This is a genomic window from Thermus sp. (genome assembly GCF_037444525.1).
Lineage (GTDB): Bacteria > Deinococcota > Deinococci > Deinococcales > Thermaceae > Thermus.
In genome coordinates this window covers 1-13,950 of sequence record NZ_JBBIMD010000058.1, presented here as the reverse complement: position 1 = coordinate 13,950, position 13,950 = coordinate 1, and the positions used below count along the sequence as shown (strand labels likewise).

The following is a 13,950-nucleotide window of genomic DNA, read 5'->3' as shown; positions in this document are numbered from 1 at the left end:
TCAATCTCCAAAAGCTCCTCCTCGGAGATCCTCCCTGCGGCCTGTTGCCCCACCGCCTCAAAGACCGACACGATGGTAAGCTTCCGGTTCCCGTAGACCCCGGGGGCGATGGTCCCCCCGTAAAGGACCATTCCCGGCACGCCGCTGCGGATGACCCCCATGGCCCCCCCGGGGATGGTCTTGTCGCAGGCGGAGAGCACCGCCATCCCGTCGTAGAGGTAGCCTTGGGCCACGAGCTCCACGCTGTCCGCGATAACCTCCCGGCTCACGAGGCTTGCCCGCATCCCGGGGGTGCCCATGCTGATACCGTCGGAGATGGCGGGGGCCCCAAACTCAAAGGGGAAGACCCCGGCTTCCTTAAGCCCCGCCTTCAGGTCCAGGGCCAGCTGCCGGAGATGGGCGTTGCAGGGCATGCCGTCGGTGAAGGTGTTCACCACCCCCACGAAGGGCCTAGAGAAGTCCTCGTCCCCTACCCCCACCGCCCGGAGCATGGCCCGGGCGGGAGCCTGCTGCAGTCCTTTCTTGATCCGGTCTGACCTCATGCGTCCCTCCAGGTAGCGATCTTGCCGTGGAAGCTCCTGGCCCGGGGGAGGAGCCGGACCAGGCCCTTGGCCGCCTCCTCGGGGGTGAGGAGGCGGCCTTCTTCCTTGTACCCCCTGAACACCCGCTGGAGCACCGGGGCCGCCCCTCCTTGGGCCTCCCGGGCGGCCCGTTGCATCTCCGTCTCCACCACCCCGGGGCGGTAGATGAAGCAGGCCACCTCCGGGGCCTCTGTGGCCAGCTGCCGGGCTAGGTGCTCCTCCGCCGCCTTGGCCACGGCGTAGGCCCCGATGCCAGGGAGGTTGCTCTTCGCCGCCCCCGAGCCCACGTAAACCGCAAGCCCCTCCCCTTGGGCCAGGAGGTGCGGGTAGGCGAAGCGGGCGAGCTGGTAGCCGGCGATGAGGTTGGCATCGAGGACCTCCAGGAAAAGCCCCTCTGCCAGCTCAAAGAGGAAGGGCCCCGGATGGAGGACCCCGGCGTTGTGGATGTAGCCGTAAAAGCCCCCAAGGGCCTTAGCCCTTTCCACCAGGGCCTCGGCCACCTCCCTTTTTCCGGCACTACCCGCCACCATCTCCGCCTGGGCCCCCAGGGCCCGCACCTCCTCCAATACCGCCTTCAGGGGCTCTTCCGAGCGGGCGTTCAGGACCAGGTGGTACCCGGTGCGGGCCAGCTCCAGGGCCAGGGCCTTGCCGATACCGCGGCTCGCCCCGGTGAGGATGAGGGTCTTTCTCATAGGAGTTCCTCCAAAGGGATCCGGACGCCCAAGAAGTCCAGGCTTTCCCCTGGGCCTAAGGCCAGGGCCTCCCGGTAGGCCCGCCCCTCGGGGTTCCGGTGGACCAGGACCCGCCGGTTCTCCAGGTCCACCACCCAGACCTCGAGGACCCCGGCCCTGGCGTAGAGGGGGAGCTTCACCTTGAGGTCATAGTCCAGGGAGCTTTCCGCCACTTCTATCACCAAAGGGGGGTCCTCCGCCTCGGGGATTTTTTCCGCATAGAAATCTTCCCTAAAACGAAGGATGGCGAGGTCGGGCTGGGGCTCGGTGTCCGGTGAAAGGCGGAGCGGGTCTTGGACCTGTAGCAGAGCCTGACGGCGGGCCTGAAGAGGAAAAAAGGCATCCATAAGCTTCTTAACGGTAGCCATGTGCCGTTTCCCCACCGGGCTCGGCTCCACCACCTCCCCCTCCAAAGGCTCCACCCGGTCGTCCTCGGAGAGGATCCCCGCCTCCACCATGCGGTGGAAGTCCTCCACGCTGAACCGGTGCCGGGTCATGCCCTCATGGTAGCAAGGGGCTTCTCCCCCTAGCGCAGGTGGGCCAGCACGCTCCTGGTGAAGGCCTCGGTGCCCGCTTGGCCGCCGAGGTCGGGGGGCGGGGTCTCTAGAAGGGCCTTGGCCACCGCCTCCTCCACCTTGCGGGCGAGCTCCACCAGGCCGAAGGCGTGCTCCAGCATCATGGCCGCGGAGAGGATGGCCGCGGTGGGGTTGGCAAGCCCCTTCCCGGCGATGTCGGGAGCGGAGCCGTGCACGGGTTCAAACACCGGGGTGCCCCGGCCCAAGGAGGCGGAGGGGAGGAGGCCCAAGGAGCCGGGCAGCACGGAAGCCAGGTCGGAGAGGATGTCCCCGAAGATGTTCCCCGTGACCACCACGTCAAAGCGGGCCGGGCTTCGCACCAGGTGCATGGCCATGGCGTCCACGTACTGGTGCTCCAGGGCCACGTCGGGGTAGCCCTGGGCCACCTCGGCCACCGTCTTCCGCCAAAACTCCCCCACCTCCAGCACGTTGGCCTTGTCCACGCTGGTCACGTGCTTCCGCCGCTTTCTCGCCGCCTCAAAGGCCACCCTGGCCACCCGCTCCACCTCGGGCTTGGAGTAGCGCTCGGTGTTCCAGGCCTCGGCCTCGGACATCCCCCGGGGCTCCCCGAAGTAGATCCCCCCGGTGAGCTCCCGCACGATGAGCACGTCCACCCCCCGGGCGATCTCCTCCTTGAGGGGGGAAAGCCTTTCCAGTCCCGGGAAGACCTTGGCCGGGCGGAGGTTAGCGAAGAGGTCTTGGCTTTTCCTCAGCGCGAGGAGGCCGGTTTCCGGCCGGATCTTCCTCGGAAGGCCGTCCCACTTGGGCCCCCCCACGCTCCCCAAAAGCACCGCCTCCGCCGCCTCCACCCCCTTCCGGGTGGGCTCGGGGAAGGGCTCCCCGTACCCGTCTATGGCCGCCCCCCCGAAGGGGAAGACCTCGTAGGTGAGGCCTAGGCCGTGAGCCTCGTCCAGGGCCCTTAGGACCTTAAGGGCGGCCTCCGTCACCTCGGGGCCAATGCCGTCCCCTGGCAGGACCGCCACCCTCATTCCGCCCTCCTGGGGTAGGGGAGCCTGCGGTCAAACGCCTCCAGGAGCTCCCCGGCCTGCAAGAGCTCACCGATGGGGTCCCAAAGCCCCTCCACCAGGGCCTCCCGCGCCTCCTCCCGGATGGAAAGGGGGGCGGCCCTCCCCCCGAAGCGCACCTCCTTACCCACGAGGTCAATCTCCACCTCCAAGGAGGGGTCTTCCTCCACCGCCTGGAAGAGGGCCTCGAGGTCCTCCTTGGCCAGGGTCACGCAGGGGAGGCCGATGGCGGTGGCGTTCCCGAAGAAGATCTCCGCAAAGCTCTCCCCGATGATGGCCTTAAACCCGTAGCGCTTGATGGCCTGGGGGGCGTGCTCGCGGCTAGAGCCGGAGCCGAAACCGGCCTCCACCAGGAGGATGGTGGCCCTCCTATAGCGGGGGTCGTTCAGGGGGTGGGGCTTGGGGTTCCCCTTCTCGTCAAAGCGCTCGTCGTAGAAGAGGTACTGCCCCAGGCCCTCGAAGGTGATGGTCTTCATGAAGCGGGCGGGGATGATGCGGTCGGTGTCAATGTCCTCGCCCCTTAGGGGCACCGCGCGGCCACGGATCGTGGTGAACTTTTCCAGCATGGCTTTACCTCCCGATCCCAAAGACTTCCCTGGCGTCCGCGATCTCCCCCGCCACGGCGGCCGCGGCCACCATGAGGGGGCTCATGAGGACGGTGCGCCCCTTTGGGCTTCCCATCCTCCCCTTGTAGTTGCGGTTGGAGCTGCTTGCGGCAAGCTCGTCCCCCTGGAGGCGGTCCGGGTTCATGGCCAGGCACATGGAGCAGCCCGGCATCCGCCACTCAAACCCCGCCTCGCGGAAGACCTCGGCGATGCCCTCCTCCTCGGCTTTCCTCGCCACCCACTCCGAGCCCGGCACCACCAGGGCCCGCACGCCCTTCTTCACCCGGTGCCCCTTGAGGTGGCGGGCCACCTCCCGCAGGTCGGAAAGCCGGGCGTTGGTGCAGCTCCCGATGAAGGCCACCTGCACCGGCACCCCCTTGATGGGCTGCCCCTCCTTGAAGCCCATGTAGGCCAGGGCCTCCTCCGCGGTGGGCCGCTCCTCCTCGGGGAGCTCGGAGAGGTAGGGGATGCGCCCGTCAATGGGGATGGCCTGGGCAGGGGTGATGCCCCAGGTCACCGTGGGGGCGATCTCCTCCGCCCGGAAGGTGACCACATCGTCGTAGTGGGCGTCGGGGTCGGAGCGGAAGGAGAGCCACCGCTTCTTGGCCTCCTCCCACTCCGCCCCCTTGGGGCCGTAGGGGCGGCCCTCGAGGTAGCGGAAGGTGGTCTCGTCGGGGTTCACGTACCCGATGCGCGCCCCACCCTCAATGGACATGTTGCAAAGGGTCATGCGGCTTTCCATGTCCATGGCCTCCACCGCGCTTCCCCCGTACTCGTAGGCGTAGCCCAAGCCCCCCTTCACCCCCAGGGTGCGGATGATGTGCAGGATCACGTCCTTGGCGTAGACCCCAGGGGCCAGGGTCCCCTCTACGTTGATCCGGCGCACCTTGAGCTTGCCCGCGGCGATGGTCTGGGTGGCCAGCACGTCCCGCACCTGGCTGGTGCCGATGCCAAAGGCCACCGCCCCGAAGGCCCCGTGGGTGGAGGTGTGGGAGTCCCCGCAGGCGATGGTCATGCCCGGTTGGGTGAGGCCGAGTTGGGGCCCGATCACGTGCACGATGCCCTGGTTCCCGCTCCCCAGGTCAAAGAAGGCGATGCCGTGCTCCTTGGTGTTCTGCCTAAGGGCGTCCAGCATGGCCTGGGCCAGGGGGTCCTGGAAGGGCTCGGTGCGGTCGTGGGTGGGGACGATGTGGTCCACGGTGGCGAAGGTGCGGTGGGGGAAGCGCACCTTAAGGCCCAGGTCCTTGAGCATGCCAAAGGCCTGGGGGCTCGTCACCTCGTGGAGGAGGTGCAGGTCTATGAAAAGCTGGCTTTGCCCGTTCCTAAGCTTCCTCACCTCGTGGGCTTCCCAAACCTTCTCGTACAGCGTCTTTCCCATGAGCCCTCCTTGGCAAAACCCCCCGGGCTTTGTGGGCCCGGGGGGAGTGCGGCAACGCCCTTTCCCTAGACCGGGCCCGCCCGGTCTAGGGATAGCAGGATGCCCCGCCGCATTGCCCCATAGCCTACCGGTCTCTGGCCTTGGGGTCAAGCTTGACGGAAGGGGATCCCTCCTCTACAATGACCCTTGCGTCTGCCGGGGTGGCGGAATTGGTAGACGCGCATGATTCAGGGTCATGTGCCCGCAAGGGCGTGCGGGTTCAAGTCCCGCCCCCGGCACCAGAAGGCCCCGCAAGGGGCCTTTTGCCTTTTCCGGCTTCTTTGCTATCCTTAGGCCATGAAGCGGGTTCTCTCCGGCATCCAGCCCTCGGGGGAGATCCACATCGGCAACTACCTGGGGGCCATCAAGCAATGGGTGGAGCTCGGGGAGAAGCTGGGGCGGGATGCCCTCTTCTGCATCGTGGACTACCACGCCCTCACCAACCCCCTTTCCTACGAGCCCGAGACCCTGGCCCAGCGCACCTTTGAGGCCGCCTTGGTGAACATTGCCGCGGGGCTGGACCCGGAAAAGGTCACCCTCTTCGTCCAGTCCCACGTGCCCGAGCACACCGAGCTTGCCTGGGTCTTCACCACCCTCACCCCCCTAGGGGACCTCACCCGTATGACCCAGTTCAAGGACAAGGCCAGCCGGCAGGAGACCGTCTGGTCGGGCCTCCTCATGTACCCCGTCCTGCAGGCGGCGGACATCCTCATCTACAAGGCGGACACTGTCCCCGTGGGGGAGGACCAGGTGCAACACATTGAGCTCACCCGGGAGATCGCCCGCCGCTTCAACGGTCTCTTCGGCGAAACCTTCCCCGAGCCCCAGGCCCTCCTAAACCCCAAGGCCCCGCGGGTGCCGGGGATAGACGGCAAGGCCAAGATGAGCAAGTCCCTGGGGAACACCATCGGCCTTTTGGAGCCTGAGGAGCGCATCTGGGAAAAGATCCGCCACCTTCCCGACGACCCCCAGAGGATCCGCCTTTCCGACCCCGGGGACCCAAGCCGCACCGTGGTCTTCACCTACCTCTCCTACTTCGCCCCCCCGGAGCTGGTGGAGGCCCTGAAGGAGGAGTACCGCCGGGCGGGGGTGGGGACCCTTACGGTGAAGCGCATCCTCTTTGACCACCTCATGCGCACCCTAAGGCCTATCCGCGAGCGGGCCGAGGCCCTGAAGAAGGAGCCGGACTACGTGATGGATGCCCTTCTGGAAGGGGCCAAGCGGGCCCGCGCCCTGGCCCAGGCCACCATGGAGGAGGTGCGGGAGAAGGTGGGCCTCCTCCTGCCTAAGAAGCGGCCGGTGCTCCGGTGATCCAGGTCCGCTTCCCCGGCTTCACCGGCACCCCCTGGGAGCTACGGGAGGCCCTGAAGCGAGGGCGGGTCTCCCCCAGGGCGGTGCCCGTTCTCGTGGTGATTGAGGAAGCCCTGGCCCAGCTTCCCCCTTCCCTAAGGGAGAGGAGCGAGGTGCTCCCCATCCTGGCCGAGCTCCTTCTCCTGAAGCTGGCCCCCGAAAAGGCCCTGGTGGAGGAAGGGGCGGAGGAGGCCCCCCTTGTGCGGCTTCTCCTGGACCTTTCCGAAACGGTGGCCTTCCTGGAGGAGCGCCTAAAGCGCCCCCGCCTCCCCGTGGCCCCGCCCCCCCTGCCCAGGCCCGCCCCCAGGCTTTCCCCCAAGGCCCTTTGGCAGGCGGCGAGGCCCTTCAAGAAAGCGGTCTTGGCCCTGCCCCAGGAGCCTTTTGGCCTAAGGGAGGCCTGGGCCCGCCTTAGGGCCTTCCTAAAGGGGCGCACCCCCTTCCACCGCCTCCCCCTAAAGGGCTGGGCGGAGCGGGCCGTGGGGTTTGCCGCCCTCCTCGAGGCCTTCCGCCTGGGGGAGGTGCGCCTGGAGCAGGAGGCCAACTTCGCCCCCCTCTACGTGGAGCCCAAAGGGGCCCTGAGGGAGGAGCTTTCGGCCTAGGCTTCCTTCTTCAAAGGGGTGTGCGCGGAGGACCCCCATCCTCTACAAGGAAGGGCCCTGTCTGGTGGTGGAGGTCCTTTCCAGGGCACCGAGGCCATAGACCGCCGGGAGAAGCTTTGGCGCTACCGGGAGATCCCAAGCCTCCAGGGCCACCTTTTGGTGGAAAGCCGCGCCCCTAGGGTGGAGGCCTACACCCGGGGGACGGAGGGGTGGCTTTACGAGCTGGTGGAGGAGGGGGCGGTGGAGGTGCCCTGCCTGGGGGTGGGCCTCCCCCTGGAGGCCATCTACGAGGGCGTGCCCTTAGAGACCGGCGGTGAGCCAGGAGTATAGGCGCTGGTTTATGCGGCCTAGGAAAGCGCGGAAGAGGGTTCCGGGCTTCACCCGCGCTCCTTCAGGTCGGCTTCCGTGTGGCCTTCGGGAGGGAGCAAAGTCGGCCGCCTCCTCCCGGAACGCTTCTGGCAGGCGTTCCAGGAGGGTCTTGAGCCCGTCTAACCCGGGAGGCCATACAGGCGGCCCTTCTCTACGCCGCCGAGGCCATGGGGCGGGAGGGCCTTTATCCCTACCCCGGACGGGCAGCGTGAGGTAAAGGCCTAAAGCCCTTCAGGCCGTTACACTGGAGCCATGAGCGGTCCTGAAGAGCTGCTTCGGCGCATTACCTTGGACCCGGAGATCAACCACGGCCAGCCTACCCTCCGGGGCCTGCGCTACCCGGTACGGGTGATCCTGGAGCTTCTGGCCAGCGGGATGACCCCGGAGGAGATCTTGGAGGACTACCCCGACCTGGAGCGGGAGGATATCCAGGCCGCCCTCCTCTACGCCGCTCGGCTCAGCGAGGTGGGGGCGGTGCTGAGGGTGGCGTGACCCGCTTCCTGGTGGACGCCCACCTGCCCTTCCGCCTGGTGCGCCTCCTGCGAGAGCGGGGGTACGATGCCCTCCACACCTCGGAGCTTCCCCGGGGGAACGCCACACCCGACCGGGAGATCAACGCCCTTTCCCTTCGGGAGGGGCGGGTGGTGGTGACCAAGGACGGGGACTTCGCCCGAAGCCTGGTGCTGGAAGGGGCTCCCTACAAGCTCCTCCTCATCTCCACCGGCAACATCTCCAACCGGGAGCTGGAAGCGCTGTTCCTGCGGGAGCTGGATCGGCTGGTGGGGCTTTTGGCGGCTTACCGGTACGTGGAACTGGGACGGGAAGTGATTATAGCGCACTTTTGAGGTGGCCTCGAGCTCGAGGAGCCTGGGGCGTACAATGTCCCTCGTGGGCAAAGCCGCTAAGGTCCTAAAGCCCATGGCGGCCGAGGCCTACCTGGCCTGGGAGGAAGGCCAGCCCCTCCGGCATGAGCTTGTGGAGGGCGTGCCCTACGCCATGGCGGGGGCCAGCCGGGTGCACAACCTCCTGGTGGGCAACCTTTACGCCCTCCTCCGGCCCCAGGCCCGGGCCAGGGGGTGCCGCGTCTACATGGGAACGGTCAAGCTCCGGGTTTCCGAACGGACCTTCTACTACCCCGACCTCATGGTGGTTTGCGCCGGGGAGCCTCCCCACACCCACTACGAGGAGGCCCCTTGCCTCCTGGTGGAGGTCCTTTCCGAGGCTACCGAGGCCATAGACCGCCGGGAGAAGCTTTGGCGCTACCGGGAGATCCCAAGCCTCCAGGGCTACCTTTTGGTGGATAGCCGCGCCCCTAGGGTGGAGGCCTACACCCGGGGGACGGAGGGGTGGCTTTACGAGCTGGTGGAGGAGGGGGCGGTGGAGGTGCCCTGCCTGGGGGTGGGCCTCCCCCTGGAGGCCATCTACGAGGGCGTGGACCTGGAGGGCTGAGGTGGGGTAAGGGGGCAGGGGGAGGCCTGGCCTCCCCCTGCCCATGGGCTTGCCCCTTTCAGGGGCGGACGGCTAGGGTTCCGGTGGCACCGTCATAGACCACTTCCGAGTGCGTGGCTCCCTTCAGACGGAGGCGGATGGAGAAGTTGGTGGGGTCTGGGTAGGAGATGGTGCACTCTACGACTGTGGAAGGTTTGGCACCAAACCCCTGGGTGCAGTCCGTGAGGTTTTGGGGTAGGGCCCCGGTGGAGGGCTCCCGCAGGGCTTCCAGGTCGGTGGCCACGCTCCGGGCGTAGGTTTGGCCGGCAATGAGGTTGGCCTTTTTCCGGGTGGGAGTGACGGCAAGGTAGAGGAGGCTGAGGAGCAACAATACGATGACTAGAGCCACCAATAACTCCACTAAGGCGAAGCCCTTGGTAGTCCTCATTGGCCCGTCCTCCTGTGAAACCAACCCCGGGCTTCTTTAGCCCGGGTTGGCTTACGATGAGACCTAGGCTACGCTACTATCGTACTACTCGTCTACTTTAAGTACTTTAAGCTGGCCCGTCGCGCTGTCGTATTCAACTTTGTCGCCGGAACCGTTGGAGTATTCAACTGTAATCTTGAAGTCCGTATCGTGGTTAGTTCGTTCAACGGTGCAGTCGGTTACGATAGCAGGCTTGTTGACGTTATCAGGGCAAGTATTTACAGTGACCTTGCCCGTGGTGGGGTCGCGCTGAGCCTCGATTTCGGTGGCCAAGTTCCGGGTGTAAGCCATTGCAGCAGAGTCGTTGGCCCGCTTCCGAGCGTTCAACAGGTTGGGCACCAGCACCGCGGCCAAGATGCCGATGATGGCGATGACGATCAGGAGCTCAATCAGGGTGAAACCTTTCGCGTTCCGCATCTTTCTCTCCTTATCCTTTTCCTATCATTCCCCGCGCGGGATGATGTGCGCGGTCCATAAGAGCCTTGCAGCCTTCCAGCCGACCAACCGCCGCACCTTCAACTTACCTTTTCTTAACCCTTTTCACCTCCTTCCTGGGGTCTATTATCTATCTCCCTTTCCCCCCTTGTCAACCCCCCCTTTTGGGGGGGTCAGCCTCAGGATGGGGGAAGGGTGTGAAAGGCTCCCCTCAGCGCCGCTCATAGGAGAGGATGAGGAAAGCGTACCGCCCCGCTACCCGGTCCGCCAGGCGCAGGGCGTAGGGCTTGTTGGCCCCGGTGTTCACGAAGACCACCTCCGCCGACTGGCCCGCGTTGCAGGAGGTCTGGTTCCCGGCGCTGGTGGTGCAGAACTCGCCCGACATCACCGAGCCGATGAGCACGTTCTGCTTCACGATGCGGAAGGTGCCCCCGGCGTAGAGGGGGGCGGCCATGTACCGCCCCTGCTGGTAAAGGTCCCTTTCCACCACTAAGCCCAGCACGTGCTCGGGAAAGAGGCCCTGAGATTGGTTCGGGAGGAGGTTACCCCCCACCGTGAGGTTCCCCCCACTTCCCCCTTGGCGCAGCACGGCCAGGGTGGCGTTTTTGCGGTTTCCCGTTTGGGCCTGGTAAAGGGTGTCCCGCTTCAAGACCAGGTCAAACCCCTCCAGGGCCACGGTGCCGTAGACCTCCAGGGTGGCCGGGTTGCCCGCGAGGTAGCGGAAGCCTCCCTTGGCTCCGCTTGGGAGGGTGTAGGAGCAGTCCACCGTGTTCCCATCAAGCTGCACCGTGCTCGAGCCAAAGGCGGCTAGGCAGGAGGCGGGAGGCAGGGGAGGGGCAGCCAGGAGGGGCCAGCCGATGATGGGCAAGGGGTTACCCCGGACGATGCGGAGGCTGTTCGCGGCATCCTGCCGGATGCACTGCCGCCAGCTCTTGCCCTCCCCGCACCCTCCAGGGCCGTCCAGGGTGGGGAAGGTGGGGGGGTCGGAGAGGTCAAAGCCCCCGATGGCCTCGGTGCAGACCCCTTTGGTGCGGGTGCACACGTCCACCGCGTTTCCGGTGATGTCCTGCATGCCCCGGCCCACGAAGACCCCCTTCACCCGGTTATCCGGCTCCCCAATCTGGGTGCTTCCCCCCACGGAGATCTTGCCGTACTGCACCCTCAAGGAGGCGCAGAGGTCCTGGGCCTGGCGGTTAGCCTCGGTGACGTAGTTTTGCAGGTCGCCGTAGGCCCTCAGGTCGTACCAGTTGAGGAGGCTGAAGTTCCCGTTGGAGGAGATGACCTCCTGGTCCGGGTTGTTTGGGTCCCCCACGATGTAAATCCCCCCCCGGATGGTGGCCCCGCCGTTCAGCCACCGGTTGGCCTGACCGCTTCCGGCGAAGATGGCGAGGTTTAGGGGGCTAGGGGTTTCCAGGAGGATGGTGGCTTGGACCCGGGCCCGGGCCCCCGAGGACTCCCCCCGGGAGATGAGGGTGTAGACCCGGGGGGCGCTGGTGCGCACCAGGGTCACGGTGTAGCGCCCCACAGGGCGCCCATTCGCATCCACCACGGCTTCGTTCTGGGCCAGGGTCATGGTGTCGCCGGTGAAGGCCTCACCCGGGTCTATGACCCCGTTTCGGTTCCAGTCAATCCCCGCGCTAAGGCTGGAGTAGCAGACCGTGCTTCCGCCGGTGGTGGGGTTCCCGCCGGTGCGCTCCTGCCAGACGTACTGCTGGAAGAGGGCGGTCTTGTACTTCTGAAGCCCCGCCTCCGCCGCGTAGAAGGCCTGGACGGAGGAGGTGTCGTTCCGGGTGATCCAAAGCTCCAGCTGTGTGGTGAAGAAGGTGCCGAAGACCAGGAGGGCGACGAGGAGGAGGAGGCTTAGGGTGACCACCAGGGCGATTCCTTTGGGTTTTCTCATGGGTCCCTCCTATTGGACCGGCTTGAGGTTGGGCATGAGGACTTCCTGGGTCATGGCGTAGCAGAGCCTGTCCCTAGGGCAGGTGAGGGTCAGGCCGCTCACCGTGGTGAGGCTTCCCCCGCCGCCACGCACCGGGGTGAGGCTATACCCGGCCACGGTGAGGCGGGCGGAGCGGGGGTAGGCGCTGGCACCGCAGTCCGGGGTGTTCTTCACGCTCCCGTCAGAGCAGAGGTACTGGATGTCCAGGGCCAGGATCCCGTCCGCCAGGGCTTGAGGGCTTGGGGTGCCGGTGAGGCACTCGGTGCCGCTTCCTGGGGTGATGTTCACGTCGCTCCTTTGGAGGGTGTCCCCGTCAAAGGTGTAGTCCACCCGGCGGCAGGCAGCGTTTTGCTCCCGGAGGCTCGTCACGTAGCGGAGGGTGAGGGTGTCCTTGGCCCCCCCGTCCGCACCCAAAAGGACCCCCACCAGGGTGAAGCCCACGCTCTGGGTGCCCCGGGTCCAGTACTTGGCCCCCGCAAGCTGCAGGTCTCCCGAGACCACCTGCATGACCATGCGCACCCGGTCCTGGAGTTCGCCCTTCGCCTGGGTGAGCCGGCCTGTTTCCGCGGTGGCCACGAAGTAACGGAGGCCCACCGCCAGGGCGGTGACCAGGAGCGCCAAGGCCACCAAGAGCTCCACCAGGGTGAAGCCGTGCCTCTTCATGGCCTTCCACCTCCGGGTTCGGGGCAGGGGCGGGGCTTGTCGTGGGTGGGGGAGGGGTAGACGTCGTAGCAGGTGATGCGGCGCCCCACCGTTACCCTGGGCCCCTTGGGGTGGGTGGCGGTGACCACCACCGTGAGCACCCCTTCCCCAAAGCGCCCGCCCTCGCCGATGTAGTCCCAGTCAGCCCGGATGCCCTCGGGGCTCGTCCTTTGGCCGCTGCAGGCCACCGTCCTCAAGGCGGTGCGGATGCCGGAGCCCGTGGGCGGCGTGACCGGGGTGGGGCAGCCGTAGTAGTAGTCAATGAAGTAGAAGCTCCGGTAGACCCCGCCCCGCTCCTCGTCGGTGTAGGTGTTTTGGGTGGAGCTGGTTTCCGTCCTCAGGGCCTGGGCGGAGAGGTCTTCCAGCACCTGCACGGCGAAGGCCTTGGTGTCGGAGGCGAAGCGGCTTTGGGCCGAGGTCCTCAGGCTGGAAATCTGGCTGGTGAGGAGCGCGGCGAAGGCGATGCCCAGCACGGCCAAGGCGATGAGGATTTCCAGAATGGTGAGGCCCTTTCTCACAGCACCCTCCCTTGGGGGGAAACCCGAAGCTCGCGGGTGTAGGTGCCCGCGCGGTTTTGCAGGCGGACGGCGGTTCCGGCGAAGCCCTGGGGGATGCCCCGGGGGTCAAAGGGGAGGACGGTGGGGCTTTGGGGAGCGCTGAGGCGCACCCTTCCCCAGTCCCCCTGGCCGAAGCGCACCTCCTGGAGGACCCGCTCGCCCGCGTCCAGGCTTCCGTCCGCGTCCTCGTCTATGAAGACCGCATAGCCCCCTCCCGCTCCCAGGCTTGGGTCCAGGAGGAGGCCCACGAAGGCGTTTTGGCGGATGGCCTCGAGCCGGGCGCGGACCACCTGTTCGGCGAGGCCTCTGGTCGCTTGGTTTACCGCCTGGGCATCGGGGTTCAGACGGGGGAGGCCCAGGGCCAAGACAAGGCCCAAAACCGCTAGGACCAGGAGGAGTTCCAGCAGGGAAAACCCCTTTCTCACGCTTCTTAGCTTGGACCCCGCCGGGCCTCCTGCCTATCCCCCAAAAGGGGGGGTTACTCCAGGCGGGCCCGCCCGGCCTGGCTCACCACCACCTTTCGCAGGTGCCTGCCAGGGGGGTCGGTGAGGGCGATGGTGGCGGTGATGGGTTTGGCCGGCACCCCCCGGGGGTCAAAGAGGAGGGGAAGGTTGCCCAAGGCGCTCCTCTCCGGGGCAAGCCGCACCCGGGCCCAGGGGCCTTCCCCGAAGCGCACCGTCTGGACCTCTTCCCCAGGGTCGTAGGCCCCGTTTGCGTTCCGGTCCACGAAGGCCACGTATCCGCCGGCCCCTTCGGTGAAGACCTGAAGCCCGGCGGGGGCGTTTTGGCGGATGGCCTCGAGCCGGGCGCGGACCACCTGTTCGGCGAGGCCTCTGGCCGCTTGGTTTACCGCCTGGGCATCGGGGTTCAGACGGGGGAGGCCCAGGGCCAGGGCGATGCCCAAGATGGCCAGGACCAGGAGAAGTTCCAGCAGGGAAAACCCCTTCAAGGCCGGAGGAGGGTGATGAGGGCCAGGGCCACCCCCAGCCCGGTGAAGACCAGCATGGTGCGGTTGAAGGCGGCGTTGATCTCCGCCTTGACCTCTTGCCGGAGGCTGTTGAACTTGTCTTCTACCTCCTGCCGCAGGCCTGCGATTTCAGCCTTCACTTCTTGTCTAAGGCTTGCTGCCTCGGCCTTGACCTCCTGGCGG

Annotated in this window: 18 protein-coding genes, 1 tRNA gene and 2 pseudogenes; 7 read left to right on the top strand and 14 right to left on the bottom strand. The window is 66.7% G+C overall.

Annotation, left to right across the window (positions count from 1 at the left end):
• The 6 genes from WKI94_RS09535 to leuC form a co-directional block, all read right to left on the bottom strand.
• A partial coding sequence (locus WKI94_RS09535; protein ID WP_337845509.1) for a dihydroxy-acid dehydratase occupies positions 1-542 on the bottom strand: 542 nt, incomplete at its 3' end.
• A complete protein-coding gene (locus tag WKI94_RS09530; protein ID WP_337845508.1) occupies positions 539-1,273 on the bottom strand; it encodes an SDR family NAD(P)-dependent oxidoreductase in 735 nt (244 codons plus the stop codon). The genes WKI94_RS09535 and WKI94_RS09530, both read right to left, overlap by 4 nt.
• Positions 1,270-1,809, bottom strand: a complete 540-nt coding sequence (locus tag WKI94_RS09525) for a Uma2 family endonuclease (RefSeq protein WP_337845507.1) — start codon at positions 1,807-1,809, stop codon at positions 1,270-1,272. The genes WKI94_RS09530 and WKI94_RS09525 overlap by 4 nt, the downstream gene beginning before the upstream one ends.
• Positions 1,810-1,838: 29 nt before the next feature.
• Entirely contained in the window at positions 1,839-2,876 is a 1,038-nt protein-coding gene (gene leuB / locus WKI94_RS09520; protein WP_337845506.1) for a 3-isopropylmalate dehydrogenase, read from the bottom strand.
• Positions 2,873-3,478 carry a 3-isopropylmalate dehydratase small subunit gene (gene leuD / locus WKI94_RS09515; protein ID WP_337845505.1) on the bottom strand — a complete coding sequence of 202 codons (606 nt, stop codon included), beginning with the start codon at positions 3,476-3,478 and terminating at the stop codon, positions 2,873-2,875. Before leuD ends, leuB begins: the two co-directional genes overlap by 4 nt.
• 4 nt (positions 3,479-3,482) lie before the next feature.
• Entirely contained in the window at positions 3,483-4,895 is a 1,413-nt protein-coding gene (gene leuC / locus WKI94_RS09510; protein ID WP_337845504.1) for a 3-isopropylmalate dehydratase large subunit, read from the bottom strand.
• Positions 4,896-5,089: 194 nt separating this feature from the next.
• On the opposite strand from leuC, the gene WKI94_RS09505 reads away from it, so the two are divergent.
• The 7 genes and pseudogenes from WKI94_RS09505 to WKI94_RS09475 all read left to right on the top strand — a co-directional run bounded on the left by WKI94_RS09505 (position 5,090) and on the right by WKI94_RS09475 (position 8,701).
• Positions 5,090-5,176 (top strand) — tRNA-Leu (locus WKI94_RS09505).
• A gap of 55 nt (positions 5,177-5,231) precedes the next feature.
• Positions 5,232-6,245 carry a tryptophan--tRNA ligase gene (gene trpS / locus WKI94_RS09500; protein ID WP_337845503.1) on the top strand — a complete coding sequence of 338 codons (1,014 nt, stop codon included), beginning with the start codon at positions 5,232-5,234 and terminating at the stop codon, positions 6,243-6,245.
• A complete protein-coding gene (locus WKI94_RS09495; RefSeq protein WP_337845502.1) occupies positions 6,242-6,883 on the top strand; it encodes a chromosome segregation protein ScpA in 642 nt (213 codons plus the stop codon). The genes trpS and WKI94_RS09495 overlap by 4 nt, the downstream gene beginning before the upstream one ends.
• Before the next feature lie 43 nt (positions 6,884-6,926).
• Positions 6,927-7,213 (top strand): annotated as a pseudogene (locus WKI94_RS09490) (Uma2 family endonuclease); the annotation flags it as partial.
• Positions 7,214-7,504: 291 nt separating this feature from the next.
• On the top strand, positions 7,505-7,744 hold the full coding sequence (locus WKI94_RS09485) for a DUF433 domain-containing protein (protein ID WP_337845501.1): 240 nt from the start codon (positions 7,505-7,507) through the stop codon (positions 7,742-7,744).
• Positions 7,741-8,097 (top strand): DUF5615 family PIN-like protein, encoded by a 357-nt coding sequence (locus tag WKI94_RS09480; RefSeq protein ID WP_337845500.1) that lies wholly within the window; start codon positions 7,741-7,743, stop codon positions 8,095-8,097. The genes WKI94_RS09485 and WKI94_RS09480 overlap by 4 nt, the downstream gene beginning before the upstream one ends.
• Before the next feature lie 43 nt (positions 8,098-8,140).
• Positions 8,141-8,701: a Uma2 family endonuclease gene (locus tag WKI94_RS09475; RefSeq protein ID WP_337845499.1), complete on the top strand. Its 561-nt coding sequence runs from the start codon at positions 8,141-8,143 to the stop codon at positions 8,699-8,701.
• Between the two features lie 58 nt (positions 8,702-8,759).
• On the opposite strand, the gene WKI94_RS09470 is transcribed toward WKI94_RS09475, so the two are convergent.
• From WKI94_RS09470 to WKI94_RS09435, 8 genes and pseudogenes are all read right to left on the bottom strand, one after another.
• Positions 8,760-9,128 (bottom strand): prepilin-type N-terminal cleavage/methylation domain-containing protein, encoded by a 369-nt coding sequence (locus tag WKI94_RS09470; RefSeq protein ID WP_337845498.1) that lies wholly within the window; start codon positions 9,126-9,128, stop codon positions 8,760-8,762.
• Between the two features lie 84 nt (positions 9,129-9,212).
• Positions 9,213-9,584 (bottom strand): prepilin-type N-terminal cleavage/methylation domain-containing protein, encoded by a 372-nt coding sequence (locus WKI94_RS09465; protein ID WP_337845497.1) that lies wholly within the window; start codon positions 9,582-9,584, stop codon positions 9,213-9,215.
• A gap of 229 nt (positions 9,585-9,813) precedes the next feature.
• The gene (locus tag WKI94_RS09460; protein ID WP_337845496.1) at positions 9,814-11,502 is read right to left on the bottom strand and encodes a PilX N-terminal domain-containing pilus assembly protein; all 1,689 of its coding nucleotides are present in this window, start codon (positions 11,500-11,502) and stop codon (positions 9,814-9,816) included.
• Between the two features lie 9 nt (positions 11,503-11,511).
• Positions 11,512-12,204, bottom strand: coding sequence for a prepilin-type N-terminal cleavage/methylation domain-containing protein (locus WKI94_RS09455; RefSeq protein WP_337845495.1), 693 nt, complete (start codon positions 12,202-12,204; stop codon positions 11,512-11,514).
• The gene (locus WKI94_RS09450) at positions 12,201-12,761 is read right to left on the bottom strand and encodes a type II secretion system protein (protein ID WP_337845494.1); all 561 of its coding nucleotides are present in this window, start codon (positions 12,759-12,761) and stop codon (positions 12,201-12,203) included. Before WKI94_RS09450 ends, WKI94_RS09455 begins: the two co-directional genes overlap by 4 nt.
• Complete coding sequence (locus WKI94_RS09445; RefSeq protein WP_337845493.1) at positions 12,758-13,225, bottom strand: GspH/FimT family protein; 468 nt, start codon at positions 13,223-13,225, stop codon at positions 12,758-12,760. The genes WKI94_RS09450 and WKI94_RS09445 overlap by 4 nt, the downstream gene beginning before the upstream one ends.
• Before the next feature lie 53 nt (positions 13,226-13,278).
• Positions 13,279-13,749, bottom strand: coding sequence for a GspH/FimT family protein (locus WKI94_RS09440; protein ID WP_337845492.1), 471 nt, complete (start codon positions 13,747-13,749; stop codon positions 13,279-13,281).
• Positions 13,746-13,950: pseudogene (locus WKI94_RS09435) on the bottom strand (DUF1640 domain-containing protein); the annotation flags it as partial. The pseudogene WKI94_RS09435 and the gene WKI94_RS09440, both read right to left, overlap by 4 nt.

What these genes read in the sequence shown, in the direction of transcription:
- WKI94_RS09470 (WP_337845498.1), bottom strand. Translation starts at nt 9,128, where the DNA reads ATGAGGACTACCAAGGGCTTCGCCTTAGTGGAGTTATTGGTGGCTCTA.
- leuC (WP_337845504.1), bottom strand. Translation starts at nt 4,895, where the DNA reads ATGGGAAAGACGCTGTACGAGAAGGTTTGGGAAGCCCACGAGGTGAGG.
- WKI94_RS09455 (WP_337845495.1), bottom strand. Translation starts at nt 12,204, where the DNA reads ATGAAGAGGCACGGCTTCACCCTGGTGGAGCTCTTGGTGGCCTTGGCG.
- leuB (WP_337845506.1), bottom strand. Translation starts at nt 2,876, where the DNA reads ATGAGGGTGGCGGTCCTGCCAGGGGACGGCATTGGCCCCGAGGTGACG.
- trpS (WP_337845503.1), top strand. Translation starts at nt 5,232, where the DNA reads ATGAAGCGGGTTCTCTCCGGCATCCAGCCCTCGGGGGAGATCCACATC.
- WKI94_RS09460 (WP_337845496.1), bottom strand. Translation starts at nt 11,502, where the DNA reads ATGAGAAAACCCAAAGGAATCGCCCTGGTGGTCACCCTAAGCCTCCTC.
- WKI94_RS09530 (WP_337845508.1), bottom strand. Translation starts at nt 1,273, where the DNA reads ATGAGAAAGACCCTCATCCTCACCGGGGCGAGCCGCGGTATCGGCAAG.
- WKI94_RS09485 (WP_337845501.1), top strand. Translation starts at nt 7,505, where the DNA reads ATGAGCGGTCCTGAAGAGCTGCTTCGGCGCATTACCTTGGACCCGGAG.
- WKI94_RS09465 (WP_337845497.1), bottom strand. Translation starts at nt 9,584, where the DNA reads ATGCGGAACGCGAAAGGTTTCACCCTGATTGAGCTCCTGATCGTCATC.
- WKI94_RS09525 (WP_337845507.1), bottom strand. Translation starts at nt 1,809, where the DNA reads ATGACCCGGCACCGGTTCAGCGTGGAGGACTTCCACCGCATGGTGGAG.
- leuD (WP_337845505.1), bottom strand. Translation starts at nt 3,478, where the DNA reads ATGCTGGAAAAGTTCACCACGATCCGTGGCCGCGCGGTGCCCCTAAGG.